The organism is Streptomyces aurantiogriseus (genome assembly GCF_014649375.1).
GTDB lineage: Bacteria > Actinomycetota > Actinomycetes > Streptomycetales > Streptomycetaceae > Streptomyces > Streptomyces aurantiogriseus.
In genome coordinates this window covers 24,028-47,488 of record NZ_BMSX01000014.1, presented here as the reverse complement: position 1 = coordinate 47,488, position 23,461 = coordinate 24,028, and the positions used below count along the sequence as shown (strand labels likewise).

The window sequence follows — 23,461 nt, the reverse complement described above, 5'->3', positions numbered from 1 at the left end:
CGCTGCCGCGGGGTGGGCGACGCGGGCAGATGCCGTCCGGGACGGGGTCTGCCGAACCTACGGGTTGGGGCAGGACCCCGGCCAGCGGGCGAATCATCCTTCTTCCGCGTCCTGAGTGGACGAATCATCCCGGGAATCCGTCACCTCCTCCGCATCCGGCCCCTGGGCCCGCACTCGCTGAACGTGCTCCAGGGACTCCCGCAGCTCGTTGAGCCAGTCGTCGGTGTGCCGCTGGACCAGCCGGACGCACCAGGCGAGCGCGTCACTGCGGCTGCGCGCCACGCCCGCGGCGATCAGGGTGTCGAGGACCTGACGCTCGGGCTGCCGCAGCCGGGTCATCACAGGTGCGGCCACGTGGGTGAACAGGGCGCGCTGCCCGTCGCACACCACACCCCACGACACCTTCCGGCGGAACCGGTGCTCGGCGTCGCGGGCCACGGCCATCCGGGTCTCCCGGGTGCGCTCCCGGAACTCCTGGATCCGGGCGGTCACGGCCGCCTCGCGCTCGGCGGCCGGGGCGTCCTCCGCGAGTCGGGGCGCCGGGACACGGCCGACGACCGTGATCTCCTCCCGGTCGACCGCCACCTCGGTGAGCTCCTCGAAGAGGTCGTCGGGCAGCCGCCCGGCGAACCATCCCCGCAACTTCTCCTTCTGCGCTTCTGTAATCATGTAATGACGATTACGCCGCTGGTACATGAACACAAGGGGACGCCGAGGAGTCCGCCGAGAGCGGAACGAGGACGGGAGCGGAATGTTTCAGGCCGATTAACGAACCCATGAAAACCGGTCACTCCGGCGAACCGGGGGATCATGAAGCGCTTGCTTGCGGCCTTGTAACGTTCGAATTCCGTGACTTCACGCCACTGATTCAACACGAAAGGTTACTGAAACCCGTGGGGTCGATGTGAGTTTCGGCGGCGGACTCGGCAGACTCGCGCTCGCCGCGTCCGGCACCGATCGCGCCGGAGCAGGCACACCCCCGTATCGAGCGGAAGGATGCACACAATGCGGAACACCGCGCGCTGGGCAGCGACCCTCGGCCTCACGGCCGCCGCCGTCTGCGGACCCCTCACCGGGCCCGCCCTCGCCGCCCCGGCCGCTCCGGCCTCGCTCTACGCCCCGTCGGCCCTTGTGCTGACGCTGGGGCACGGAGAGAGCGCCGCCGCCGTCAGCCCGGCCCGTGCCGTCACTCTGACCTGCGCGCCGGGGCCCTCGGGCAGCCACCCGGCCGCCGCCCTGGCCTGCGCCGAACTGCGCGCCAGCGGTGGCGACCTCGAGGTGCTGACGGAGACGGGCGACGCGCTGTGCACCAGGGAGTACGACCCCGTCGTCGTCACCGTCGACGGCGTCTGGCAGGGCAAGCGTGTCTCCTATGAGCGGACCTTCTCCAACGAGTGCGTGAAGAACTCCACCGGGAGTGTCCTCTTCGCGTTCTGAGACCGGGATCGCGTGGCCCCCGTGGACGCCGCGAGAGGCTCGTGACGTGGGGAGCACGGGCCACTGACACGGGACGACCGCGATCTCGCACCAGGGGCCGGCCGGGCGGAGTGGGGCCGCCCGCCGGCCCCTGGTATCACCTGCGGGCGCCCCCGCTCTCCGTCAGACCCGGTCGCGATGGCTGGTGTCGCACCATGGATAGCGGCGGCTGCGCCGGCAGGTGCACAGGGCGACCCGGAAGCGGTCGGAGACGACCGTCGAGCCGTCCTCCAGCTCCACCTCCACCGGGCCCTCGACCAGCAGGGGGCCCTTGCGCTGGACGGTGATCCTGCGGGGCTTGTCAGCAGGGGAGTTCGGCACGGACGACCACCAGTTCCTCGTTGTTCTCGTCGGGGGACAGCAGTCCGCGATCCCGCAGCCAGTCCTCGCGCGAACGCAGGACCGGCCCGAAGGGGATGCGGCGGCGCCGGATCACCGAGGCCTTCAGACCGGCCGCCCGCAGACGCGCCAGAGTGCGGTCCGGGTCGCTGAGGGCGGAGTGCACGATCAGCAGCACCCCACCGGAGCGCAGCAGCGTCGGTGCCTCCCGGCAGATCCGGTCCAGGACCAGTCGGCCGTCCCCGCCGGCGTCCCAGGCCCGGGCCTCACCGCGCGGAACCCGCCGGCCGGCCGGGGCCGGTACGTACGGCGGATTGGCCAGGATCAGATCGAAGGACTGCCCGTGCACCGGGTCGAAGAGGTTCCCGTGCCGTACGCGCACCGGCAGCCGGGCCCGCCACACGTTCCAGCGCGCCGCGCACACCGCCCGCCAGGACACGTCGACCGCGGTGACGCGGGCGCCCCGCCGTGCGGCCTCCAGAGCGAGCGCGCCGGAACCCGTCCCCACGTCGAGGACGTCCGCGCCGGGCGGGAACGGTTCTTCGGACAGCGCCCCGGCCAGCAGGTCGGTGTCCTCCTGAGGGGCGTACACACCCGGGGGTACCAGCGGATTCACGCCGACCAGGTACCCCGGCATTCAGGAAATATGGGCTATTTCGGTGTTGAGGGGTGTGTGCAGGGAGGAGCGTCCCGCGCGCCAGGCGGTGAGCAGACGGTCGGCGAGGCGGTCCTCCAGCAGACCGGTGACGCCGATGCCGAAGGCCACGTCGGGGGCCAGGTGCGGCTCCTCGTCCAGCAGGCCGCCGATGACGTCGTGCCGGACGACCTGCTCGTGGACCGCATCGGCCTCCACGTGTTCGTCGTAGAAGTACGCGGCGGCGGGCCCGGCGTCCGTGCGGCGCATCGCCTCGGCGAGCCGCCGGGAACCGGGCGAGGAGGTGATCTCGACCGTGGCGAAGTGCCCGACGAGGGCGCCGCGGAGGGAGCGGTGCAGGCCGAGCAGGGACATGAGGTTGACGGTGGCCAGCGTCTCGGCGCACGCGGCGTCGAGATAGCGGCCGTAGGCGGTGTCCAGGCCCAGGTCCGTCATCAGGTCCGCGAACAGGCGGGCGTGGACGCGGTCGGGGCGGCCGCCGCCGTACTCGTCGAACTCCACCGCCGCCATGGCCGCCTTGGCCCGGCCCCACAGCCGGGGCAGCACCCAGGCGTGCGGGTCGGCCTCCTTGAGGTGGTAAAGGGAGCGCTGCGCCGCGTACTCGCGCAGCTGCCACAACTCGCCCTCGTCGCACAGGAAGTGGGAGACTCCGGTGCCCTCGACGGGCTCGACGAGGAGCTCGGCGAGGGCGTCGTCGACGGTGTCGTGGACCGGGGTGTCGGCGCGCAGGGCGGTCAGGAAGCGGTGCTCCAGCGCGGCGCGGACACGCAGCAGCTCGGGGTCCCACTCACGGTCGGGGGCCACCCCGGCGAAGCCGCGGTAGTGCAGTTCGTAGCAGAGGTACAGGGCCAGCTGGAGGTCGTCGCCGTACACGGGCGCCTCCGCGACCGCCTCCGCGGGCGGGAGCGGGCCCGTGCCCAGCAGGTTCTCCCGGACAGCCGCGGAGAGCGGGCCCCGGGCGGCCGGCAGCCGTGGTCCTTCGTGTGCCATGCGCGCCGGGTACCCCGCCGTCACCGGGCCATCCGCTCGCGTGGGCCGGGCCGGGACGGGTACTCCGGGTCGGCATGAAGGCACTCGTGATCAACTGCACGCTCAAGAGGTCGCCGGACCCCTCCGACACCGAGGCGCTCGCCCGGGTCGGGTCGTGGTGGAGCAGTTGGAGAGGGACGGCGCGGAGGCCGAGATCGTCCGCGCCGTCGACCTGGACAGCGAACCCCCGACCCGGCCGGCGTCGCCCGGGCACCGGCCGAGCGGCCGCTGGGGGCACCGCCCGGCCGGGCGGGCTTTGCCGGGCTCACGCCGGTGGCGCCGCCCGTCGGGCGGAGCGGCGGCGTGAGCCCGGCCTTGCCGCCCGGCCCGCCCCCGGGTGTCAGTCGCCCCGGGACTCCTCCTCCGCACGGGTGTTGGGGGTGATGGCCTCACCGGCCTCACCGTTGTGGCGTCGCTCCGCCTGCTGGTCGTCGGCGCGGCGTTCGGCGTCCTCTATCTCCCGCATCACCTCTTCGAGGGCGGTCCTGGGGCGGTCGTGCTCTGCTTCGGAGTGCTGGGCGTCGTCGGACACGGAGAGTCCCTTTCACACGGGGCGTCGGGTCAGTTCTTGGCGGAGGCGATGCGCAGGGGCACCGGATCCGGGGGCGCGTTCTCCTCGGCGAGCCGGGTGACCTCCGCCCACCAGGACGCGCCGTCCTCGATGTGGCGCAGCAGGACGCCCTCGCGGATGGCCCACGGGCACACGGTGACCGTCTTCAGGCCGATCAGTTTCATCGCCGTGTGCCCGACGACCGCGCCGGCCAGGCTCTGGGCTGCGCGCGGCGCGGAGATGCCGGGCAGCTGGGCGCGTTCGGCAGCGGGCAGGGCGGCCAGCCTGGTGACCGCCCTGCCCAGCTCGCGGGAGTCCAGGGTGCGCGCGACGAACGGTCCGTGGCGTCCGGGCGGCGCCCCGCACAGCCGCCCCAGCTGCTGGAACGTACGGGAGGTGACCACCGCGGTGCGCGGGCCCTCCCAGCGGATCCGGGCGGCGACGTCACGGAGCTGGTGGCGCACCTTGCGCCGCAGCGCGTGGACGAGCTCCGGGGGCGGCGGGTCCTGATCGGCGAAGAACTCGTGGGTCAGCCGGCCCGCCCCGAGCGGCAGCGAGGCCACGAAGTCCGGAAGCCGGCCTCGCCCGAACGCCGCCTCGAAGGAGCCGCCCCCGATGTCCATGAGCGCGAGCGGCCCCGAGCGCCAGCCCATCCAGCGCCGGGCGCCGAGGAACGTCAGCTCGGCTTCCACCTCGCCCGGCAGGGTGCACAGCGGGACACCGGTCCGTGAGTGGACCGTGCGTAGCACCTCCCGCCGGTTCGGGGCACCGCGCACCATGGCGGTCGCGAACGCCAGCGGGCTCGCCGCCCCCCACCGGGTCGCGGTGCGGCCCGCGGCGGCGACCGCGCCGACGAGCTGCTCGACCGACTCGTCGGGGATGGGTTCACCCGGCCTGACCTGCTCCGACAGCCGCAGCCGCCACTTGGCCGTGTGCACCGGCAGCGGTACGCCGTCCTGTGCGTCCGCCACCACCAACCGCACCGTGTTAGATCCCACGTCCAGCACGCTGATTCTCATGACGGGGCGAGTACCCAAGCGGGCGCCCTGATACGTCACGGAGAGGCGCACTCCGCTTACCCACCGGCGTCGGCGAGCCACCGCCGCGGCGGTGGAGCAGCAACGCGATCGCCGCGCCCGCCGCGAAGAAGCCCGCCGGCCACCGGAACGCTGCGGCACGACCAGGCCGAGGCCCACGCCGATCACGATCAGCAGGGAGGGTTGTCAGGCCAACTGCCGTCGCACCAGCTCGTGCAGCCGTCCGTTCGTGTGCGCGAGGAGCTGTGCGGGCGGGCCCTGTTCGGCGACCTTGCCGTTCTCCATGACCACGACGCGGTCGGCGTCCATGACGGTGGACAGGCGGTGGGCGATGACGATGCGGGTCGCGTTGAGCTTGCGGGTGCTCTCGATGACCGTGCGCTGGGTCTCGTTGTCGAGCGCGCTGGTCGCCTCGTCGAAGAAGAGGATGCGCGGCCGGCGGATCAGCGCCTGGGCGATCATCAGCCGCTGGCGCTGACCGCCCGAGACCGACCCGCTGCCGGAGACGATCGTGTGCAGCCCCATCGGCATCCGCTTGATGTCCTCCGCGAGCCCCGCCATCTCGGCCGCCGCCATCGCCTCCTCCGGCGTGTAGGACTCGGTGCCGCAGATGACGTCCAGGATCGAGCCCGTGAACGGCTGCGCGTGCTGGAGCACCACCCCGCACTGCCGGCGTACGGCCGACTGGTCCAGGGCCGCCAGGTCCTGGCCGTCGTAGAGCACGCTGCCCGACACCGGACGGTCGAAGCCGATCAGCAGCCGGAGCAGGGTGGACTTGCCGCAGCCGCTCGGGCCGACGATCGCCACGAACTCGCCCGGGCGCACCTCGAAGGACACGTCGTCCAGGACGAGGGGGCCGTCGTCGGAGTAGCGGAACGACAGCCGACGGGCCTCGACCGCGCCGGACAGCGGGCCCGGCCGGGTGCTCGCCGCCCGCACCTCGGGGGCCGCCTCCAGCACCGGCCGGATCTCCTCGAACAGCGGCAGCGCGGCCACCGCCGACACGAACGCGCCGGTCAGCGAGGTGACCGAGGTCAGCAGCATCGTCATCGACGTGTTGAAGGTGAGGAAGTCCGCCGCCGACAGCGCGCCGCGCGCCGGACCGGCCAGCAGCATGAACATCAGCAGCGAACACAGCGGCAGGTACACCGCGCCCAGCACCGTGTTGAGGTTCTTGATCCGGCCGAGCCGCTGCTGCAGCTCACGGCTGCGGGCGAACCGCTCCGCCCAGGCCGCGTACGCGTAGTTCTCGGCGGCCGCCACCCGCAGCTTCGGCAGGCCCCGCAGGGTCTGGAACGCCTGGTTGTTCAGCTTGTTGCTCAGGACCACCAGCCGCCGCTGCCAGCGCACCTGCCACAGCCCCAGTCCCAGGAACACCGCGGCGATGACGACGAGCATGCCGATCGCCGCCAGCGCCATCGGGACGCTGTACCAGAGCAGCAGCCCCAGGTTCATGGCGCCGATGGTCACCGACTGCGCCACCGACGGGCCGAGTCCCGCGAGCAGGCGGCGGATGGCGCTGATGCCCATGGCCGCACTGGCCAGTTCGCCGGTCGAGCGTTCGGCGAAGAACTTCGTCGGCAGCCTGAGCAGCCGGTCCCACACGGCCGGCTGGAGCGTCGCCTCGATCCGGCCCTCCAGCCGCAGGATCGTCAGGTTCTGCAACAGCATGAAGGCCGCCGCCACCACGCTGCTGACCATCACCGCCAGACACACCTGGACGATCAGCCCCTGCTGGGCCTTCGGCACGTACTCACCGAGCACCTTGCCGGTGGCGATCGGCACCAGCGCCCCGATCGCCACCGTCACCAGCCCGCTCAGCAGCAGGTGCGCCAGATCGCCGCCCGTGCCCCGCATGCTGAAGCGGAGAAGGCCGAGCGGACTCGGTTTCCGCTCCGGCAGCGGCCGGTAGAACATGACGGCCCGCGGCTCGAACTCCTCCGCGTTCGCCTTCTCCACCGGCGTCTCCCGCCCGGTCGCGGGATGGACGGCGACATAGCCGCCGCGCCGCCACAGCAGCGCGACGGGCGCCCCGGACAGCGCCCGGTGGCCGACCAGCGGGCCTACGTCGTCCCGCCACCAGCGTCCGTCCAGCCGTACGGCACGGGTGCGCACGCGGGAGGCGAGGGCGACCTGCTCGACCGGGTCGAGACGGTCGTTGCCGGCGCCCATCCGCGAGGGCTCGGCGAGGGTGATGCCGGCCGCCTCGGCGACCAGCTTGCAGGCGGCGAAGGTGGCGTCCGCGTCGGCGGACGTGGTGCGCTGCCCCGCCTTCCTGCCGATCGAGGCGAGCAGGGTCCGGTCGGCCCGGGCGCGGACCGCCTCGCCCGCCTTGATGCCGTCGGCGGTGCGGGTCTCGTGGGTGCGCTCCAGCTGCTCGATCCAGCGGTCCAGCGTGGTCAGCAGGCGGTACTGCTGATCCACCATCGACTGCCACACCGCCGGGTCCATCAGCAGGTCGGCGGCCGCCTCGGCGCCGTACAGCGAGCCGTACTGGACGCTGCCGGGCGGCACCTGCATCCAGAAGACGTCGTCGTCCTCCCCCGTGCTCGAATACGCTCGCACGGGGGCGCCCCCGCCGTCGGCGGGCTTCTCGGTGGCCATCGGCGCCTGGAAGAGGACGGAGAGGCCACGGCCGACGCCGAGGGCGAGCGCGTACTCCAGAAGGCTCGAAGTCGGCGGCACGTACTGGGGGTTGCCGTACTCGTCGTAGGACCACGTCTGGGTGCTCGCGGTCTGGTACAGCTCGCGCAGGCCGATGCGGTGGACGGCGCAGTCGCGCAACGGGCGTGCCACCAGGGTGTGCTGGGGTCCGGCGACCGGGCCCAACAGCAGCGAGCCCGCCTCCAGGCGGCCCAAGTGGTGCCAGTGACCCTGCTGTTCGGCGTCCACCGCGAACAGGTCCAGCGCGCCGGACGCGACCAGCCACAGCACCTGCGGGCCTTCGAGGTCGAGGCGGCTGAAGCCCGCGCAGTCGATGCGGGCGCCCATCTGCCCCAGCGCGGCGAGAACGTGGTCGCCTTCCTGCACGGCCGTCATCTCACCGCTCCCTGACCAGCGCCGCGTACGCCCCACCGCGCGCGACGAGCTCCTCGTGCCGCCCGCGCTCCACGACCGTGCCGTGCTCCAGGACGACGATCTCGTCGCTGTCGCGGACCGTGCTGAGCCGATGGGCGATCACCACGCACGCGCAGCCGCGCCGGCGCAGGTTGTCCATGACGACCAGCTCGGTCTCCGCGTCCAGCGCGCTGGTCACCTCGTCCAGGACGAGGATGCTGGGCCGGCGCACCAGCGCCCGGGCGATCTCCAGGCGTTGCCGCTGCCCGCCGGAGAAGTTGCGGCCGTCCTGCTCGACCCTGCTGTGGATGCCGCCGGGCCGCCGCATCACGACGTCGTACAGGGCCGCGTCCCCCAGGGCGTCGACCACGGCGTCGTCCGGGATCGACGGGTCCCACAGCGCCACGTTGTCGCGGACGGTGCCCTCGAAGAGGAAGACCTCCTGGTCGACGAAGGAGACGGAGGCGGCCAGGGCGCCGCGCGGGATGTCCTCCAGGCGCTGCCCGTCGATGCGGATCACGCCTTCCCAGGGCGTGTACAGACCCGAGATCAGCCGCGACACCGTCGACTTGCCACTGCCCGAGCCGCCGACCAGCGCCACCTGCTGACCGGGCCCGACGCTCAGGTCGAAGCCGGTCAGCAGCGGCTTGTCGAGGGGGCTGTAGCCGAAGGTGATGTTCTGCAGCTCGACGTGCCCGTGCAGCCGACGGGTCGAGTCGGCGCCTGCCCGGCGGTCGTAGAGCGGGTCGGCTCGGAAGTTCTCCACGTCCTTCAGCCGCGCCACGTCCGCCGCGAAGTCCTGGATACGGCCCGCGACGCCGTTGAGCCGGGTCAGGGGAGCGGTGAAGCGGGTGACCAGCGCCTGGAAGGCGACCAGCAGACCCACCGAGATGTGGCCCTCGATCGCCCGCATGCCGCCGATCCACAGGATCAGCGCGCTGTTCAGCGTGGCCAGCGTCGGCGCGACCACGCCCAGCCAGGCGCTCGGCACCCCGAGCCGCTGCTGCTCCTCCAGCGTGGTGGCGTGCTGCCCGGCCCACTTACGGAAGTAGCCGTCCTCCCCGCCGGTCGCCTTCATCGTCTCGATCAACTGCAGCCCGGTGTACGCCGTGTTGGTCAGCCGCGCGTTGTCCGCGCGCAGCTTCGCCGTACGGGTCGCGCGCAGCCGGACGACGATCCGCATGGCGACGATGTTCAGCAGGGCCACGCCGATGCCGACGAACGTCAGCTGCGGGTCGTAGGTGTAGAGGAGGACGGCGTACAGGACGACGACCACCGCGTCCACGCCCGCCGAGGCGAGGTCGCGGGCCAGGGTCTCGGCCACGGCGTCGTTGGACTGCAGTCGCTGCACCAGGTCGGCCGGGCTGCGCTGGGAGAAGAAGGTCACCGGCAGCCGCAGCAGATGGCGCAGGAAGCGGGCGCTGGACAGCGTCGAGGAGATGATCCGGCCGTGGTGGAGGTTGGCCTGCTGGAGCCAGGTCAGGGCGACCGTGAGCAGGACGCACGCGCCCATGGACAGGAACAGCACGTCCAGCAGCGAGGTCTGACCGCCGATCAGGAACATGTCGATGTAGGTCCGGCTCAGCGCCGGAACGGCCGCGCCCACCAGGACCAGCAGCAGACTCGCCAGGACGGCGGCCGGCAGGGTGCCCGCGGTACCGCGCAGCCGGGCCGGCATCGCGCCCAGCACACCCGGCCGGCGCCCGCCCCGCTCGAAGCCCTCGCCCGGCTCCAGCACCAGCACCACGCCGGTGAAGCTGCCGTCGAAGTCCTCCATCGGCACGAACCGGCGGCCCTTGCCGGGGTCGTTGACGAACACGCCCCGGCGGCCGAAGCGGCGGCCCATGCCGTCGTAGACGACGTAGTGGTTGAACTCCCAGAAGAGGATCGCCGGCGCCTTCACCTCGGCGAGGGCGGCCAGGTCCATCTGCATGCCCTTGGCCGTCAGACCGTAACTGCGGGCGGCCTTGAGGAGGTTGCTCGCCCGCGAGCCGTCGCGCGAGACACCGCACGCGATGCGCAGCTCCTCCAGCGGGACGTGCCGGCCGTAGTGGCCGAGCACCATGGCGAGGGAGGCGGCCCCGCACTCCACGGCCTCCATCTGGAGCACGGTGGGCGTACGGACGGCCTTCGCCCGGCTCCTGGGGACCGAACGCCGGGGCGGCGCGGCACGCCGTCTGCCGCGGGTCTCCTGCGCGGTGGTCACGGAAGCAGCCAATCGACGGGACGCTGATCGGCCAGCCGGATCGAGCCCGTGGCCATGGTCATGGAGGTGAGGGCGTACGGCGGCCCGTCCGCGGAGGACCACCGGTAGCCGCTCTTCGTCGACCTGGAGGTGTCGAGGCGGACGAGGACGGCCACCGGGCGGCCCTTCTCGGTGAACTGCTCGCCCAGCTGGCTGTCGCCGAGGAACGCGGCGATCTGCTGGGCCGACTGGGGCGTGCGGTCCACCGACTTCACATGGCCGCGCAGCACGCCGTACTGCTGGGACGGCACGGTCTGCACGGTCAGGTCGACGGCCGCGCCGGCCGGGATGGAGGCGGCGTTCTCCGCCGGGACGTACACCGTCGCGTACAGCGGGTCGTCGGCGTGGGCGACCTTCTCCACGGCGGCGACGTTCGCGCCGGTCGAGATGATCTGCCCGATGGTGGCGGCCAGCGCGGTGATCCGGCCCGCGGCGACCGTGCGCACCACGGTGTCGCCCTCGGCCGTACGCACCTTCAGCACGGGGGAGCCGGCGGGCAGCCGCCGGCCCTCCTCGGCGAGCACGGCGGTGACCTGGCCCGCGGCGGGGCTCTGCAGGATGTAGCTGCCCTCGCCGTGGGTGAGGACGGCCGGGGCGCTCACCGTGGACGCGACCGAGCCGGTCATCGCCCACACGGACGCGGCCGCGAGGGCGACCACGGTCACGGACAGCACCAGCCAGCCCTGGGGGCGCGCGAAGCGCACCGGCAGGTCGAGTTCCTCGGGCGACTGGAGCTTGGCGAGGGCCTGTTGGCGGAACTGCAAGGGACTTCCCTCACCGGTCGGAACCCGTCGGGGACTTCGGGGGTTCGGAGCGTTCTACAGCATCCGAGAGTCCCGGAGCCGGGTGACGGCTCCGGGACTCAAGGGGGTCACAAGGGCGCGATCAGAGACCGGCGACCAGGTTGGTGACCGGGGCGGTGTTCAGACCGGTGACACCCTCGACGGTGCCGACGGCCGTGTCGAGCAGGCCGGAAACCGGGGCGACGCCGTCCACCAGGCCGGTGACGGTGCCCAGGGCGTTCACGGACAGACCGCCGGAGACGTTGTCGAGGTCCGCGTCGGCGATCTCGACGGTCTCAACCTGGGGGGTGGAGTTCATGGTGGAACTTCCCTTCATATGGATATCTCACAAGGGGGAGCGGCCCCCTCTGGGGACAGACGACGGCCGCGACCGCAGGCGCCGGGCACCCGTTTCCGGGGACCCCGCGGCCCTTGCGGTGCGATGGATCAAAGCAGGTCCACCGCCGACGCAGCCAATCAATCACCGCTCTCACCAGGGCACTTGCGTCACACGAGCGTTGAACCGTGCAGGCACGCCCACGCCTTGTCGGCGACTTCTTCACACCTCGGGCGGGGTTCGCTCGGATGAGCGGCGGGTGCCGTCGCGGCGAATCCGACACTCCCGCCCCAATGGCGTGGCCGGCTCGGTGGAGTTGTGCAGAACCCCTGCTTCCCGTGACCCGCTTGGGCAATCGATGTGCAGATTCTCTGAAGCAGGGATTCCGCTCTCTGATCGGAACGGCCCGTCAGTGATTGGTCACCGTCGGTATCAGCCCAGGAGCGCGTACACCGTGCTCGCCCGCGCCGCGAGCTCACCCGACCTCTCGGCCGTCATCGCGATGTCCGCGAACGCCATCCGGCGGCCCAGCTTGGTCAGGACCGCTTCGATCAGGACATCCGAATCGGCCACCGCCCGCTGGAACGAGGTGGACTGCTGCACCGTCGTCATCGGTACGAAGGCCCCCCGGGCGGCCGACACGGCGATCACGGTGGCGGTGTCCGCGGCCGCCATCAACGCCTGCCCCGACAGCCCCCCACCCTCCCTCGCCAGCGCCTGTGACCAGGGAAGGCGCAGCAACGCCCGGTCGTCTCCGAGGCTTTCGACGGACAGGCCCAGAGCGCGCACCCAGGGCGCGAAGCAGGCGGAAAGGATCTTGTCGGCTTCGGTGATCGTCATCGTCATATGGGCGATTGTTCCCCGGGGCGCGAGGTCGGACGCGGGTCATGGCCGATTCCGTGTTTCGCAAAGGAAGTTGGCAAACGCGATTGAACGCATCACGAGCCCCCCGCGTACTCATGGCCAACCAGGCGCCGCTGTACGGAGCTGCCGATCGCCGGCAGCCAGACCCCGTCCCCCAGGAGGTCGAGTTTTTTGAGTCACAAGCGAGTTACGAAGCGTAAGGCCATCATCGCAGTCGGTGGTGTGGCGGCGCTCGGAGCAGCGGCCATCCTTCTTCCCCAGGCCAACGCCTCCCAGGACGGCGGTTCCAACGACGCCGCCGCGGTGAAGACCCTCAAGGCGGGCGACGCCTCGGACCTCGCCTCGCAGCTCGAGGAACTGCTCGGTGACGCCTTCGCCGGCTCGTACTACGACTCCGGCCAGCAGCAGCTGGTGGTCAACGTCATCAATGTCTCCGGTGACGAGAACAACGTCATCGTCCAGGCCAAGAAGGCCGGCGCCAAGATCCGCGAGGTCGAGAACAGCACGGCCGAGCTCAAGACCGCCTCGCAGACCCTGAAGGCCAAGGCGACGATCCCGGGCACCTCGTGGGCGGTCGACCCAAGGACGAACAAGATCCTCGTCACCGCCGACTCCACGGTCACCGGCAGCAAGTGGGACCAGCTGGAGTCCACCGTCCAGAGCCTCGGCGCGAACATGGCGACCATCAAGAAGTCGGCCGGCACCTTCAAGACCTTCGCCTCCGGCGGTGACGCCATCTTCGGCGGCGGAGCGCGCTGCTCCCTCGGCTTCAACGTCACCGCGGGTGACGGCTCCCCGGCCTTTCTGACGGCCGGTCACTGCGGGGTCGCGGAAGAGCAGTGGTCGGACTCCGAGAACGGTGAGCCGATCGCCACCGTCGACCAGGCGGTGTTCCCCGGCGAGGGTGACTTCGCATTGGTGAAGTACGACGACCCCGCCACTCAGGCCCCGAGCGAGGTCAACGTCGGCGACCAGACGGTCGCCATCAACCAGGCCGCCGAGGCGACGGTCGGCACCCAGGTCTTCCGGATGGGCAGCACGACCGGTCTCGCCGACGGCGAGATCCTCGGCCTCGACGCCACCGTCAACTACCCCGAGGGCACCGTCACCGGCCTCATCCAGACCAATGTCTGTGCCGAGCCCGGCGACAGCGGCGGCTCCATGTTCACCCAGGACGGCCAGGCGCTCGGCCTGACCTCGGGCGGCAGCGGTGACTGCACGGTCGGCGGCGAGACCTTCTTCCAGCCGGTGACCACCGCCCTGGAGGCGGTCGGCGCGACCCTCGGCGACGCCGGTGCGGGCGCCGGTGGCGAGGCCGGCGCCGGCGAGGAGGCCGGTGCGGGCGAGGAAGCCGGCGCAGGCGAGGAAGCCGGTGCCGGTGAAGAGGCCGGTGCGGGCGAGGACGCCGGTGCAGGCGAGGAGGCCGGCGGCGAGGCCGGTGCCGGTGCCGGTGAAGAGGTCGGCGGCCAGGAGGCCGGCCAGGAGGTCGGCGGTGAAGAGGCCGGCCAGGAAGTCGGCGGCCAGGAGGCCGGCCAGGAAGTCGGCGGCCAGGAGGCCGGCCAGGAAGTCGGCGGCCAGGAGGCCGGCCAGGAAGTCGGCGGTGAGGAAGCCGGTGCCGGGAACGACGCCGGGGTGAACGAGAACCACTGACCCGGCTGCTGACGCAGACCCACCGATCGGCCTGACAGCGGTTCCGGCCGATCGGTGGCACGGTCCGGCCCTCCGGCGGGAGGGCCGGACCGAGGCTTTTTCCGGCCTCCCGCGACTGACACGACGTCAGCCGCCTTGCGGAGCGGGCTGTCACCCGAACAGACGGCGGCGCGTCAGTCGTCGCCTCGCGCCCTCAGCAACAGCAGTGCCACGTCGTCGATGCGCTCCTCCGCGGCCGCGAAGGGGCCCACGAGGCCGTCGGCGAGATCCTCCAGCGGCAGGTCACCCGCCTCGGCGAGCCGGCGGCCCAACTCGGTGATCGCGTCCTCGATGTCCACGCCGGGGGACTCGACCAGGCCGTCGGTGTAGAGGGCGAGAACACAGCCGGGGGAGAGGTCGACCTCCGTGGTCGGGTACGTGGCCTCGCCGTCGATGCCCAGCAGGGGGCCGCCCGCGAGGTCGAGGACGCGGACCCGGCCGTCCGCCCGGCGCAGCAGCGGCGGCGGATGACCGGCCCGGGCCATGACCGCGCGTCCGCGCTCCGGGTCCAGCCGCAGGTACAGACAGCTGGCGAACAGGTCGGCCCCGAGATCGATCAGCAGCCGGTTGGTGCTGCGCATGACCTCCGCCGGCTCCTGGCCCACCGTCGTGTACGCGCGGACGGCGGTACGGATCTGCCCCATCAGCCCGGCCGCGGTCACGTTGTGACCCTGTACGTCGCCGATCACCGCCACGGGCAGCGGCCGCGAGGGCACCAAGTCGTAGAAGTCGCCGCCGATCTCCATGCCCCGGGTGGCGGGCAGATAGCGGGCCGTCGCCTCGATGCCGGGCAGCGCCGGCAGCGAGTGCGGAAGCAGGGCCGCCTGCAGTCCGTGGGCGAGCCGGTGCTTGGTGTCGTAGAGCAGCGCCCGGTCCAGGGCCTGCGCGATCAGCCCGGCCATACTGGTCAGCACCGCCCGCTCGTGCGTGGAGAACGTGCGCGGCTCGGCATAGGCCAGGACGCACGCCCCCACCGGACGGCCGGAGGCGATCAGCGGCAGGTACGCCCAGGCCGCGAAGCCGTCGCGAGTGGTGCGCCGGGCCGGATAGAGGTGCTCGAGCCGCTGCCGCGAGTCGAAGAACGCCGGCACCCCGTGCGCGACGGCGTGCGCGTCCGGCGTCGGGGTGCTCAGCGGCATCCCGTCGAACTGCTCCACCACACGCGGATCGGGATAGCCGTCGTGTCCCAGCACATGCACCCGACCCGCCCGCGCATCGAGCAGCGCCAGGGCCCGACTGCCCACGGCCGGGGCGATCTCGTCCGCCACCAGCCGCACCACGTCCTGCACGCTCACCGTCTCGGTCAGCGCCCCGGCCAGACTCAGCGCCTGCGACATCGACACCAGCTGGGTCGGCGCGTCCCCCTTCCCCGGCCCGGTCGCCCTAGCCTCGGACACGGCCCGGGCCCGGCTGACCCGCACGCTGATCCCGGTGGTGCTCGGATACAGCCGGAACGACAACCACTCGGAGGGCGGGCGCAGCGCCACGAACGACGTGGCGTCCTGGCTGAGCAGCGCGGCCCGGTACCGCTCCTCGTACATCGGATCGTTGAGCCAGGGCACCGACGCCCACAGCTGCGTGCCCAGCAGCCCGCTCACCGGGACGCCCAGCAGCTCGGCCACCGCCGCGTTGGCGAAGCCCACCCGCCCCCTCAGATCGAGCGAGCACAGCCCGTACGGCAGCCGGGCCACCATCCGCGCCGCCTCCACCGTGCCGAGGGTGCCGGAGACGCCGCCCAGGGGGCCGGCCTCCAGCGGATCGGTCTCGGCACGCACCGCACGGTTCTCCGCCGCCGCCCGCTCCAGCCGCACCCCGAGCCGCGCACAAGCCGACTCCAGCTCCCGCCGCTCCCGGTCGGACAGCTCCGGCGGATGCGAACCCGGCCAGGTCACGAAGACCGCGCCGTACACCTTGGACACGGTCGCCACCGGCAGCGCGGCCAGCGCGAACGGGTACGGCAAGGCGACGGCGATCCGCGGATAGCGGCGGGCCATGGCCACCTCACCGCCCACCCACACCAGCCGCCGCTCGCGCACCGCCTCCGCGACCGGGATCGGCGCGCTCAGCCCCACCCGCTCCCAGGGCGCCGCGAACGCCCGGGGCAGCCCCGCCATCACCGCCATCTCCAGCACCGGCTCGTCACCCAGGCGCAGGTAGACCGCCCCGGAGTGCGCCCCGACCGCGTCCATCATCCCCGTCAGCGCCAACGACAGCAGCGGATGGCCGACCGGGGTTCCGACGGTCGCCGTCGGCCGGCCGGACCTGCGTCCGTCGGACACGGCGACCACCTCCTCGCCCGGCCGCACGGTCCCAGGGTCCAAATCTGCCCCCTGCCGCCCCCGCGCGCACGGCGAACGGCGTCGGGCCGGCACCCCGCTGCATCCCGTCGCGCGCGCCCGGCGCCCCTCGGTCGATGCGTGCCGCGCCGTACCGGCGCCGCACCCTCCGGACTCCATGGAACAGTCACAGGGGCTGCGCGAACGTCTCATAAGCGCTGTAATACGGACGTGGTCAGTCAGGGTGCTGCGGAGCGCAGAACGAGAACGCTGCGTGCCGAAGTTGCCCTCAAAACGATCGCAGCCGATCCCGCCTCACCCGAACGGGTGCGACGCGTCCTCGAACAGGCGCTCGTCTTCACGGGCGCGTCCCTCGCCGCCGTCTACACGCCCGGCGACGACGGCGACCTGCTCTGCCTGCTCGAGTCGGCCGGTGTCCCGCGCGTCCTCTACGGGCTGCGCGAGAGCTACCCCGTCGACGGGCGCTCCCCGGCCGCCGACGCCCACCGCGCCGGACGGCCCGTGTGGCTCGGCCCCGAGGAAATCGCCGACTCGGCCGAATCGCGTCGGATGCCCGCCCAGGACATCCATCTCGCGGCCCTGCCCGTGCACGACGGCGTGGGCGGCTGCCTCCTCGCCGTCAGCGAGAGCCCCGGCGGCTTCGACCCCGACGACCGCGAGTGCCTGGCCCTCGTCGCCGAGGCCGTCGCCCTCCCCGCCTCCGCCGCCCCGGCCGAGGGCGAGGAGCTGCACGCCAACGCCTTCAGCCTCGCCATGGACAGCGGACGCGTCGAGGTCGGCGACGAGATCCTCGAGCTGTTCGGACTGAACCGGGCCGCGTTCGACGGCCGGGTGGAGACCCTGCTCGGCCACACCGTCCCGGAGGACCTGCCCTCGCTGATGTCCGTGGTCGAGGCCGGGCACATGTCGATCGGCGACCGCGAGCTGGAGTTCCGGGTGCTGCAGCCCGCCGGCCCGCCCCGATGGCTCCGACTGCGCGGCCGGCTCGTGCCCGGAGGCGCCGGCCACCCGGCGCGCCTCCTCGGCACCGTCGCCGACGTCTCGACCCTGCGTCCCGACATCACCGACGTGGCGCGCGTCCAGCACCTCGCCGCCGCGCTCGCCACCGCCGGTACGGTCCGCGACGTCAGCCAGGCCGTGGTCTCCGCCCTGCGCGCCCCCCTCCAGGCCGACCGGATCGCGCTCGCCGAGCTGGAGAACGAACGGCTCGTCGTCACCGTCCTCGACCCGCCCGAACCCGAGGCCTGGCCCGAGCTGTGGCGGCTGGAGTGGCGCTCCGAGTGGCCCGACGCGCCCGTGCGCGCCATGCCCACCCTCGCCGCGGCGCTGCGCGAGGGCCGCGCCCAGATCTGGCCCGCGGGAACCGCCCTGGAACCCGCCCTCGCCGAGGTCGGCCCCGGCGGGCTCGCCGTTCTGCCGCTGCCCGCCGCGGGCCGTATGGCCGGCGCCTGCCTCATCGGCTGGGACACCCCGCACGACTTCGGGCCCGACGAACGCGCCCTGCTCACCGCCTCCGCCGGCCTCGTCGGGCAGGCCCTGCTGCGCGCCCACGCCTTCGACGCCGAACACGAACTCGTCGGTATGCTCCAGCGCCAGCTCCTGCCCCGCCGCCTGCCCAAACTCCCCGGCGCGGTCGCCGTCGCCCGCTACCTGCCCGCCACCGCGGGCCTGGAGGTCGGCGGCGACTGGTACGACGTGATCCCGCTGCCCGACCACCACGTCGCCCTCGTCATCGGCGACGTCCAGGGCCACAGCACCGCCGCCGCCACCCTCATGGGCCAGATGCGCACCGCCCTGCGCGCCTACGCCGCCGAAGGACACCCGCCGGACGTGGTGGTCTCCCACGCCAACCGGCTCCTGATGGACATGGAGACCGACCTCTTCGCCACCTGCTGCTACGTCGACCTCGACACGGAGGCCGGCACCGCCTGGTGCGTACGGGCCGGGCACCCGCCACCCGTCCTGCGCCACCCGGACGGCACAACCGAGATCGTCGAGTCCGACGGCGGCCCCCCGCTCGGCGTGGTCACCCAGGCCGACTTCCCGATGACCCCGCTGCGGCTGCTGCCCGGCACCATCCTCGCCCTGACCACCGACGGGCTGGTGGAGTCCGCCGAGTCCGACATCGACACCGGTCTGGAACGCCTCGCCGAGGGCCTCGCCCTCTCCGACCCCGCCCACCTCGGCCTGGTCGCCGACGATCTCCTCGGCAACGCCCACCGCGGAGACGACGTCGCCCTGCTCCTCCTGCGCTACGACGGCATGGCCGTACGGCCCCTGCGGGAGGGCTGGACGGTGTGGCGGGTGCCCGAGGCGGCCCGGCACGCCCGCCGCTTCTCCCGCCGCACCCTGCGCGCCTGGGGCGTGCCCGCCGACGCGATGGACGCCGCCCTGCTCGTCATCACCGAACTCGTCACCAACGCCCTCGTGCACACCGACGGACGGGTCCGCCTCGACCTCACCCTGGTCAACCACCGGCTGCGCATCGCCGTCACCGACGCCTCGCCCCGCTCCCCCGTCAAACCGACGAGTCTGAGCTGGGAGGCGACCGGCGGCCGCGGCATCCTCCTCGTGGAGGCCGTGTCCGACGCGTGGGGAACGGTACCGGTCAGCGGCGGCAAGCAGGTGTGGAGCGAGCTCCCCCTGGACACGTGAGCCGAGCGCCTGCCACGTGTCCCCGGGCGCGGGCGGGGTACCCGGCGCCCATGGACACCTACGCCACCGCCCACCTGGCCGCCTCCGGGGGGTCCGCGCTGGCCTCCGTCGTCCTCGTCGTCGTGGGCGTCGCACTCGTCCTCGGCCTGCTCTGGGCCTTCCGGCTGGGCTACCGCGTCCGCAGGCGCGAGCCCGCGCCGCCACGGCCCCATGAACAGCCGCGGATGCCCGAGTCCGGCCCGGTCGGCCAGAGCCATCGGGCGCGCGAGCCGAACGAGATGCCGCGGCCGGAGGACGGCGAGCGCCTCACCCCGCACGACCTGCGGCCCACCGGCGGCCGGGACAGCGACGACCAGAGCCGCCCGCGGTGGGACCGCGGCTCCAGCGGCTCGTTCGGCAGCGGCGGCCCCGGTGTCCGCTGACTGTGACAGAAGAAAGGCGATGACACACCGTGACCGCGCACCTCGACGAGAAGCCAGCCACCCGCCGACCCGAGACCGGCTGGGCCAGGGCCCGCCGCCTGCGCCGCGGCAACGCGGCACTGCGGACCTGCATACCGGCCGTGGAGGTCCCCGGGACTCCGCCCGGCACGCAGTCGGGCCCGGAGAGGAACATCGTCAGGGGTGAGGACTGAACGGCTTCCTGCACAAGTGACCATCTAGACAATTCCATGGGTTCCGAACCGGACAACCGGGGCTAGGGTGAACCGAATGAAGGCTCTCGTGCTGTCCGGCGGCGCCGGGACACGACTGCGGCCGATCACGCACACCTCGGCCAAACAGCTCGTGCCGGTCGCCAACAAGGCCGTCCTGTTCTACGGCCTGGAGTCCCTCGCCGCCGCCGGCGTCACCGAGGCCGGAGTGATCGTCGGTGACACCGCCGACGAGATACGCGCCGCCGTCGGCGACGGCTCACGGTTCGGCCTGGACGTCACCTACATCCCGCAGGAGCGGCCCCTCGGCATCGCCCACGCGGTCCTGATCGCCCGCGACTACCTCGGCGACGACGACTTCGTGATGTACCTCGGCGACAACTTCATCGTCGGCGGCATCACCGACCTCGTCGACGCGTTCCGCCGCACCCGGCCCGACGCCCAGATCCTGCTCACCCGCGTCGCCGACCCCCACGCCTTCGGCGTCGCCGAACTCGACGCCGCCGGGCAGGTCGTCGGCCTGGAGGAGAAGCCCGAGCAGCCCAAGAGCGACCTCGCCCTCGTCGGTGTGTACCTGTTCACGCCGGTGATCCACGAGGCGGTGCGGGCGATCGGGCCGTCCCGGCGCGGCGAACTGGAGATCACCCACGCCCTCCAGCACCTGATCGACTCGGGCGCCGACGTGCGCTCCACGATCATCAAGGGCTACTGGAAGGACACCGGGAACGTCGGCGACATGCTGGAGGTCAACCGGACCGTCCTGGAGCACCTCGACCGCCGTATCGACGGCGAGGTCGACGAGGCCTCCGAGACCGTCGGCCGGGTGGTCGTGGAGGCGGGCGCCCGCGTGGTGAACTCCCGCCTGGTCGGGCCCGTCGTCATCGGCGCCGGCACCGAGGTCCGCGACTCCTACGTCGGCCCCTTCACCTCGGTCGCGGAGAACTGCCGGATCACCGACAGCGAGCTGGAGTTCTCCATCGTGCTGCGCGACTCCTCGATCGACGGGGTGGGCCGCATCGAGAACTCCCTGATCGGCCGGCACGTCGAGGTCACTCCGGCGCCCGCCGTGCCCAGTGCCCACCGGCTCGTCCTCGGCGACCACAGCAAGGTGCAGATCCACACATGAACCTCCTCGTCACCGGAGCGGCCGGCTTCATCGGCTCCACCTACGTCCGCGGTCTCCTCGCCGAGGACGCCGAAGACGCCGGAGAACCAGGGGTCATCACCGTCCTGGACAAGCTCACCTACGCCGGCACCCTCACCAACCTGCCGCTCGGCCACCCCCGCCTGGAGTTCGTGCACGGCGACATCTGCGACGCGGCCCTCGTCGACAAGCTGATGGCCGGCGCCGACCAGGTGGTGCACTTCGCCGCCGAGTCCCACGTCGACCGCTCGATCGAGGGCGCGGGCGCGTTCGTCCGCACCAACGTCCTCGGCACCCAGACCCTGCTGGACGCGGCCCTGCGGCACGGCGTCGGACCGTTCGTGCACGTGTCCACCGACGAGGTCTACGGCTCGATCGAGACCGGCGCCTGGCCCGAGGACCACCCGCTCAACCCCACCTCGCCGTACTCCGCCTCCAAGGCCGCCTCCGACCTGATCGCCCTGGCCCACCACCGCACCCACGGCCTGGACGTCCGTGTCACCCGCTGCTCGAACAACTACGGCCCGCGCCAGTTCCCCGAGAAGCTCGTCCCGCTGTTCGTGACGAACCTCCTGGACGGCGCGAAGGTCCCGCTCTACGGCGACGGCCGCAACGTCCGCGACTGGCTGCACGTCGAGGACCACTGCCGGGGCGTCGACCTGGTCCGGACGAAGGGCCGGCCCGGCGAGGTCTACAACCTCGGCGGCGGCACCGAACTGAGCAACCGCGAGCTGACCGGCCTGCTGCTGGAGGCCTGCGGGGCCGGCTGGGACCGGGTCGAGTACGTCGAGGACCGCAAGGGCCACGACCTGCGCTACTGCGTCGACTGGACCAAGGCCCGCACCGAACTCGGCTACCGCCCCCGCCACGGCTTCGCGGCCGGCCTCGCCGACACGGTCACCTGGTACCGGGACCACCGCGACTGGTGGGAGCCCCTGAAGCGGGGAGCGGGAACGACATGAGATGGCTGGTGACGGGGGCAGGCGGGATGCTCGGCCGGGACACGGTCGAGGAGCTGGCCCGGCGCGGCGAGGACGTGACCGGGCTGGACCACGCGGGCCTGGACGTCACCCGGCCCGACGCCGTCGAGCGGGCGTTCCCGGAGCACCGCCCCGACCTCGTGGTCAACTGCGCCGCCTACACCGCCGTCGACGCCGCCGAGATCGACGAGACGCGCGCCCTGCGGATCAACGGCGACGGCCCCCGGCTGCTCGCCCGCGCCTGCGCCGCGCACGGCGCCCGGCTGATCCATGTCTCCACCGACTACGTCTTCGCCGGCGACGCCCGCTCCACCCCGTACCCCGAGGACCATCCACCCGCACCGCGCACCGCCTACGGCCGCACCAAACTGGCCGGCGAACGCGCCGTCCTCACCGAACTGCCCGGCGCCTGCGCGATCGTCCGCACCGCCTGGCTCTACGGCGTCCACGGCCGCAGCTTCGTCCGGACGATGCTCGACCTCCAGGCCCGCCACGACACCCTCGACGTCGTCGACGACCAGCGCGGACAGCCCACCTGGAGCGCGGACGTCGCCGCCCGGATCGCCGACCTCGGCCCGCGCGTCGGCCCCGCGGCGGGCGGAGTCCTCCACGCCACCGCGTCCGGCGAGGCCACCTGGTACGAGCTGGCCCGCGAGGTCTTCCGGACCATCGACGCCGACCCCGACCGGGTGCGCCCCACGACCAGCGACGCCCACCCCCGGCCCGCGCCCCGCCCCGCGTACAGCGTCCTCGCCCACGGCCGGTGGCGGGAGGTGGGCCTGGAACCCCTGCGCGACTGGCGCGCCGCCCTGCACGAGGCCCTGCCCCTGATCCGCAAGGAGAACCGAGGAGTCCGTCAGTGAAACGCCACGAGTTCCTGCGGGAACTGCACAAGGTCACCGCCAACCGCAACTACCTCGAGATCGGCGTCAACGACGGACGCAGCCTGCGGCTGTCCCGCGTCCCCAGCATCGCCGTCGACCCCGCGTTCAAGGTGACCTCCGAGATCCGCTGCGACGTCCACCTGGTCAAGGCCACCAGCGACGACTTCTTCGCCCGCCGGAACCCCCTCGCGCACCTCAAGGGCGGCCGCCACCCGCTGCGCAACCTGCGCCGGGGCCGTCACCCCCTCGGCCACTGGCGCCGCACCACCCTCGACCTGTCCTTCATCGACGGCATGCACCTGTTCGAGTACGCGCTGCGCGACTTCATCAGCATCGAGAAGCACTCCGCCTGGTCGAGCGTGATCGTCCTCGACGACATGCTGCCCCGCAGCGTCGACGAGGCCGCCCGCGACCGGCACACCACCGCCTGGACCGGCGACGTCTACAAACTCACCGAGATCCTGGCCCGTCACCGCCCCGACCTCGTCACCGTCCTCGTCGACACCCAGCCCACCGGCCAGCTGGTCGTCTTCGGCGCCGACCCGCGCAACCCCGTGCTGCGCCAGAAGTACGGCGAGATCGTCGCCGAGTACGACGTGCCCGACCCGCAGAAGGTGCCCGAGACGGTCCTGGAGCGGGTGCGGGCGGTCCCGCCCGAGAAGCTCCTGCGCGCGGGGTTCTGGCGCCCGCTGATCCGGGCCCGCAACCGGGGCCTCGGCCGCTCCCACGGCTGGGAACCGCTGCGCGGCGCGCTGGACCGGATCACCCCCGGCGACTGAGTTCCGCCGG

Annotated in this window: 21 protein-coding genes; 9 read left to right on the top strand and 12 right to left on the bottom strand. The window is 72.6% G+C overall.

Annotated features, from left to right (window positions below; genetic code table 11):
- Nucleotides 1-93: 93 nt before the first annotated feature.
- A complete protein-coding gene (gene abmR, locus IE263_RS27320) occupies nucleotides 94-669 on the bottom strand; it encodes an ATP-binding transcription factor AbmR (protein WP_189940459.1) in 576 nt (191 codons plus the stop codon).
- 336 nt (nucleotides 670-1,005) lie between these two features.
- Here abmR and IE263_RS27315 point away from each other — a divergent pair, with 336 nt between their 5' ends.
- Nucleotides 1,006-1,437: a protease inhibitor gene (locus IE263_RS27315; protein ID WP_189940458.1), complete on the top strand. Its 432-nt coding sequence runs from the start codon at nucleotides 1,006-1,008 to the stop codon at nucleotides 1,435-1,437.
- Nucleotides 1,438-1,599: 162 nt separating this feature from the next.
- Here IE263_RS27315 and IE263_RS27310 read toward each other — a convergent pair whose 3' ends face one another.
- From IE263_RS27310 to IE263_RS27265, 10 genes are all read right to left on the bottom strand, one after another.
- The gene (locus IE263_RS27310) at nucleotides 1,600-1,797 is read right to left on the bottom strand and encodes a CDGSH iron-sulfur domain-containing protein (RefSeq protein ID WP_189940457.1); all 198 of its coding nucleotides are present in this window, start codon (nucleotides 1,795-1,797) and stop codon (nucleotides 1,600-1,602) included.
- A complete protein-coding gene (locus IE263_RS27305) occupies nucleotides 1,778-2,452 on the bottom strand; it encodes a HemK2/MTQ2 family protein methyltransferase (protein WP_189940456.1) in 675 nt (224 codons plus the stop codon). Before IE263_RS27305 ends, IE263_RS27310 begins: the two co-directional genes overlap by 20 nt.
- Nucleotides 2,453-3,460, bottom strand: a complete 1,008-nt coding sequence (locus IE263_RS27300) for an iron-containing redox enzyme family protein (protein ID WP_189940455.1) — start codon at nucleotides 3,458-3,460, stop codon at nucleotides 2,453-2,455.
- Between the two features lie 379 nt (nucleotides 3,461-3,839).
- A complete protein-coding gene (locus IE263_RS27295) occupies nucleotides 3,840-4,031 on the bottom strand; it encodes a hypothetical protein (RefSeq protein WP_189940454.1) in 192 nt (63 codons plus the stop codon).
- 29 nt (nucleotides 4,032-4,060) lie between these two features.
- Nucleotides 4,061-5,068, bottom strand: coding sequence for a Ppx/GppA family phosphatase (locus tag IE263_RS27290; protein WP_189940453.1), 1,008 nt, complete (start codon nucleotides 5,066-5,068; stop codon nucleotides 4,061-4,063).
- Between the two features lie 204 nt (nucleotides 5,069-5,272).
- Nucleotides 5,273-8,125, bottom strand: coding sequence for an NHLP bacteriocin export ABC transporter permease/ATPase subunit (locus IE263_RS27285; RefSeq protein WP_189940452.1), 2,853 nt, complete (start codon nucleotides 8,123-8,125; stop codon nucleotides 5,273-5,275).
- Nucleotide 8,126: 1 nt separating this feature from the next.
- On the bottom strand, nucleotides 8,127-10,349 hold the full coding sequence (locus IE263_RS27280; RefSeq protein ID WP_189940451.1) for an NHLP family bacteriocin export ABC transporter peptidase/permease/ATPase subunit: 2,223 nt from the start codon (nucleotides 10,347-10,349) through the stop codon (nucleotides 8,127-8,129).
- On the bottom strand, nucleotides 10,346-11,152 hold the full coding sequence (locus IE263_RS27275; RefSeq protein ID WP_189940450.1) for an HlyD family efflux transporter periplasmic adaptor subunit: 807 nt from the start codon (nucleotides 11,150-11,152) through the stop codon (nucleotides 10,346-10,348). The genes IE263_RS27280 and IE263_RS27275 overlap by 4 nt, the downstream gene beginning before the upstream one ends.
- Before the next feature lie 121 nt (nucleotides 11,153-11,273).
- The gene (locus IE263_RS27270; protein WP_189940449.1) at nucleotides 11,274-11,489 is read right to left on the bottom strand and encodes a type A2 lantipeptide; all 216 of its coding nucleotides are present in this window, start codon (nucleotides 11,487-11,489) and stop codon (nucleotides 11,274-11,276) included.
- A gap of 450 nt (nucleotides 11,490-11,939) precedes the next feature.
- On the bottom strand, nucleotides 11,940-12,353 hold the full coding sequence (locus IE263_RS27265; RefSeq protein WP_189940448.1) for a PaaI family thioesterase: 414 nt from the start codon (nucleotides 12,351-12,353) through the stop codon (nucleotides 11,940-11,942).
- Between the two features lie 189 nt (nucleotides 12,354-12,542).
- On the opposite strand from IE263_RS27265, the gene IE263_RS27260 reads away from it, so the two are divergent.
- The gene (locus IE263_RS27260; protein ID WP_189940447.1) at nucleotides 12,543-14,021 is read left to right on the top strand and encodes a S1 family peptidase; all 1,479 of its coding nucleotides are present in this window, start codon (nucleotides 12,543-12,545) and stop codon (nucleotides 14,019-14,021) included.
- A 173-nt stretch (nucleotides 14,022-14,194) separates the two neighbouring features.
- Here IE263_RS27260 and IE263_RS27255 read toward each other — a convergent pair whose 3' ends face one another.
- A complete protein-coding gene (locus IE263_RS27255) occupies nucleotides 14,195-16,348 on the bottom strand; it encodes a SpoIIE family protein phosphatase (protein ID WP_189940671.1) in 2,154 nt (717 codons plus the stop codon).
- A 219-nt stretch (nucleotides 16,349-16,567) separates the two neighbouring features.
- Here IE263_RS27255 and IE263_RS27250 point away from each other — a divergent pair, with 219 nt between their 5' ends.
- The 7 genes from IE263_RS27250 to IE263_RS27220 all read left to right on the top strand — a co-directional run bounded on the left by IE263_RS27250 (nucleotide 16,568) and on the right by IE263_RS27220 (nucleotide 23,451).
- On the top strand, nucleotides 16,568-19,012 hold the full coding sequence (locus IE263_RS27250) for a SpoIIE family protein phosphatase (protein ID WP_189940446.1): 2,445 nt from the start codon (nucleotides 16,568-16,570) through the stop codon (nucleotides 19,010-19,012).
- Between the two features lie 50 nt (nucleotides 19,013-19,062).
- Complete coding sequence (locus IE263_RS27245; RefSeq protein WP_189940445.1) at nucleotides 19,063-19,434, top strand: DUF6479 family protein; 372 nt, start codon at nucleotides 19,063-19,065, stop codon at nucleotides 19,432-19,434.
- Between the two features lie 29 nt (nucleotides 19,435-19,463).
- Nucleotides 19,464-19,646 carry a hypothetical protein gene (locus IE263_RS27240; RefSeq protein ID WP_189940444.1) on the top strand — a complete coding sequence of 61 codons (183 nt, stop codon included), beginning with the start codon at nucleotides 19,464-19,466 and terminating at the stop codon, nucleotides 19,644-19,646.
- A gap of 76 nt (nucleotides 19,647-19,722) precedes the next feature.
- Nucleotides 19,723-20,790 carry a glucose-1-phosphate thymidylyltransferase gene (locus IE263_RS27235; protein ID WP_189940443.1) on the top strand — a complete coding sequence of 356 codons (1,068 nt, stop codon included), beginning with the start codon at nucleotides 19,723-19,725 and terminating at the stop codon, nucleotides 20,788-20,790.
- On the top strand, nucleotides 20,787-21,770 hold the full coding sequence (gene rfbB / locus IE263_RS27230; RefSeq protein ID WP_189940442.1) for a dTDP-glucose 4,6-dehydratase: 984 nt from the start codon (nucleotides 20,787-20,789) through the stop codon (nucleotides 21,768-21,770). The genes IE263_RS27235 and rfbB overlap by 4 nt, the downstream gene beginning before the upstream one ends.
- A complete protein-coding gene (rfbD, locus tag IE263_RS27225; RefSeq protein WP_189940441.1) occupies nucleotides 21,767-22,651 on the top strand; it encodes a dTDP-4-dehydrorhamnose reductase in 885 nt (294 codons plus the stop codon). Before rfbB ends, rfbD begins: the two co-directional genes overlap by 4 nt.
- Nucleotides 22,648-23,451 (top strand): class I SAM-dependent methyltransferase, encoded by an 804-nt coding sequence (locus IE263_RS27220; protein ID WP_189940440.1) that lies wholly within the window; start codon nucleotides 22,648-22,650, stop codon nucleotides 23,449-23,451. The genes rfbD and IE263_RS27220 overlap by 4 nt, the downstream gene beginning before the upstream one ends.
- Nucleotides 23,452-23,461 lie beyond the last annotated feature (10 nt).

Excerpts from the sequence above, each read along its gene's own strand:
- IE263_RS27265 (WP_189940448.1), bottom strand. The coding sequence starts at position 12,353 with ATGACGATGACGATCACCGAAGCCGACAAGATCCTTTCCGCCTGCTTC.
- IE263_RS27235 (WP_189940443.1), top strand. The coding sequence starts at position 19,723 with ATGAAGGCTCTCGTGCTGTCCGGCGGCGCCGGGACACGACTGCGGCCG.
- IE263_RS27270 (WP_189940449.1), bottom strand. The coding sequence starts at position 11,489 with ATGAACTCCACCCCCCAGGTTGAGACCGTCGAGATCGCCGACGCGGAC.
- rfbD (WP_189940441.1), top strand. The coding sequence starts at position 21,767 with ATGAGATGGCTGGTGACGGGGGCAGGCGGGATGCTCGGCCGGGACACG.
- IE263_RS27285 (WP_189940452.1), bottom strand. The coding sequence starts at position 8,125 with ATGACGGCCGTGCAGGAAGGCGACCACGTTCTCGCCGCGCTGGGGCAG.
- IE263_RS27290 (WP_189940453.1), bottom strand. The coding sequence starts at position 5,068 with ATGAGAATCAGCGTGCTGGACGTGGGATCTAACACGGTGCGGTTGGTG.
- IE263_RS27305 (WP_189940456.1), bottom strand. The coding sequence starts at position 2,452 with ATGCCGGGGTACCTGGTCGGCGTGAATCCGCTGGTACCCCCGGGTGTG.
- abmR (WP_189940459.1), bottom strand. The coding sequence starts at position 669 with ATGATTACAGAAGCGCAGAAGGAGAAGTTGCGGGGATGGTTCGCCGGG.
- IE263_RS27245 (WP_189940445.1), top strand. The coding sequence starts at position 19,063 with ATGGACACCTACGCCACCGCCCACCTGGCCGCCTCCGGGGGGTCCGCG.
- IE263_RS27300 (WP_189940455.1), bottom strand. The coding sequence starts at position 3,460 with ATGGCACACGAAGGACCACGGCTGCCGGCCGCCCGGGGCCCGCTCTCC.
- rfbB (WP_189940442.1), top strand. The coding sequence starts at position 20,787 with ATGAACCTCCTCGTCACCGGAGCGGCCGGCTTCATCGGCTCCACCTAC.
- IE263_RS27315 (WP_189940458.1), top strand. The coding sequence starts at position 1,006 with ATGCGGAACACCGCGCGCTGGGCAGCGACCCTCGGCCTCACGGCCGCC.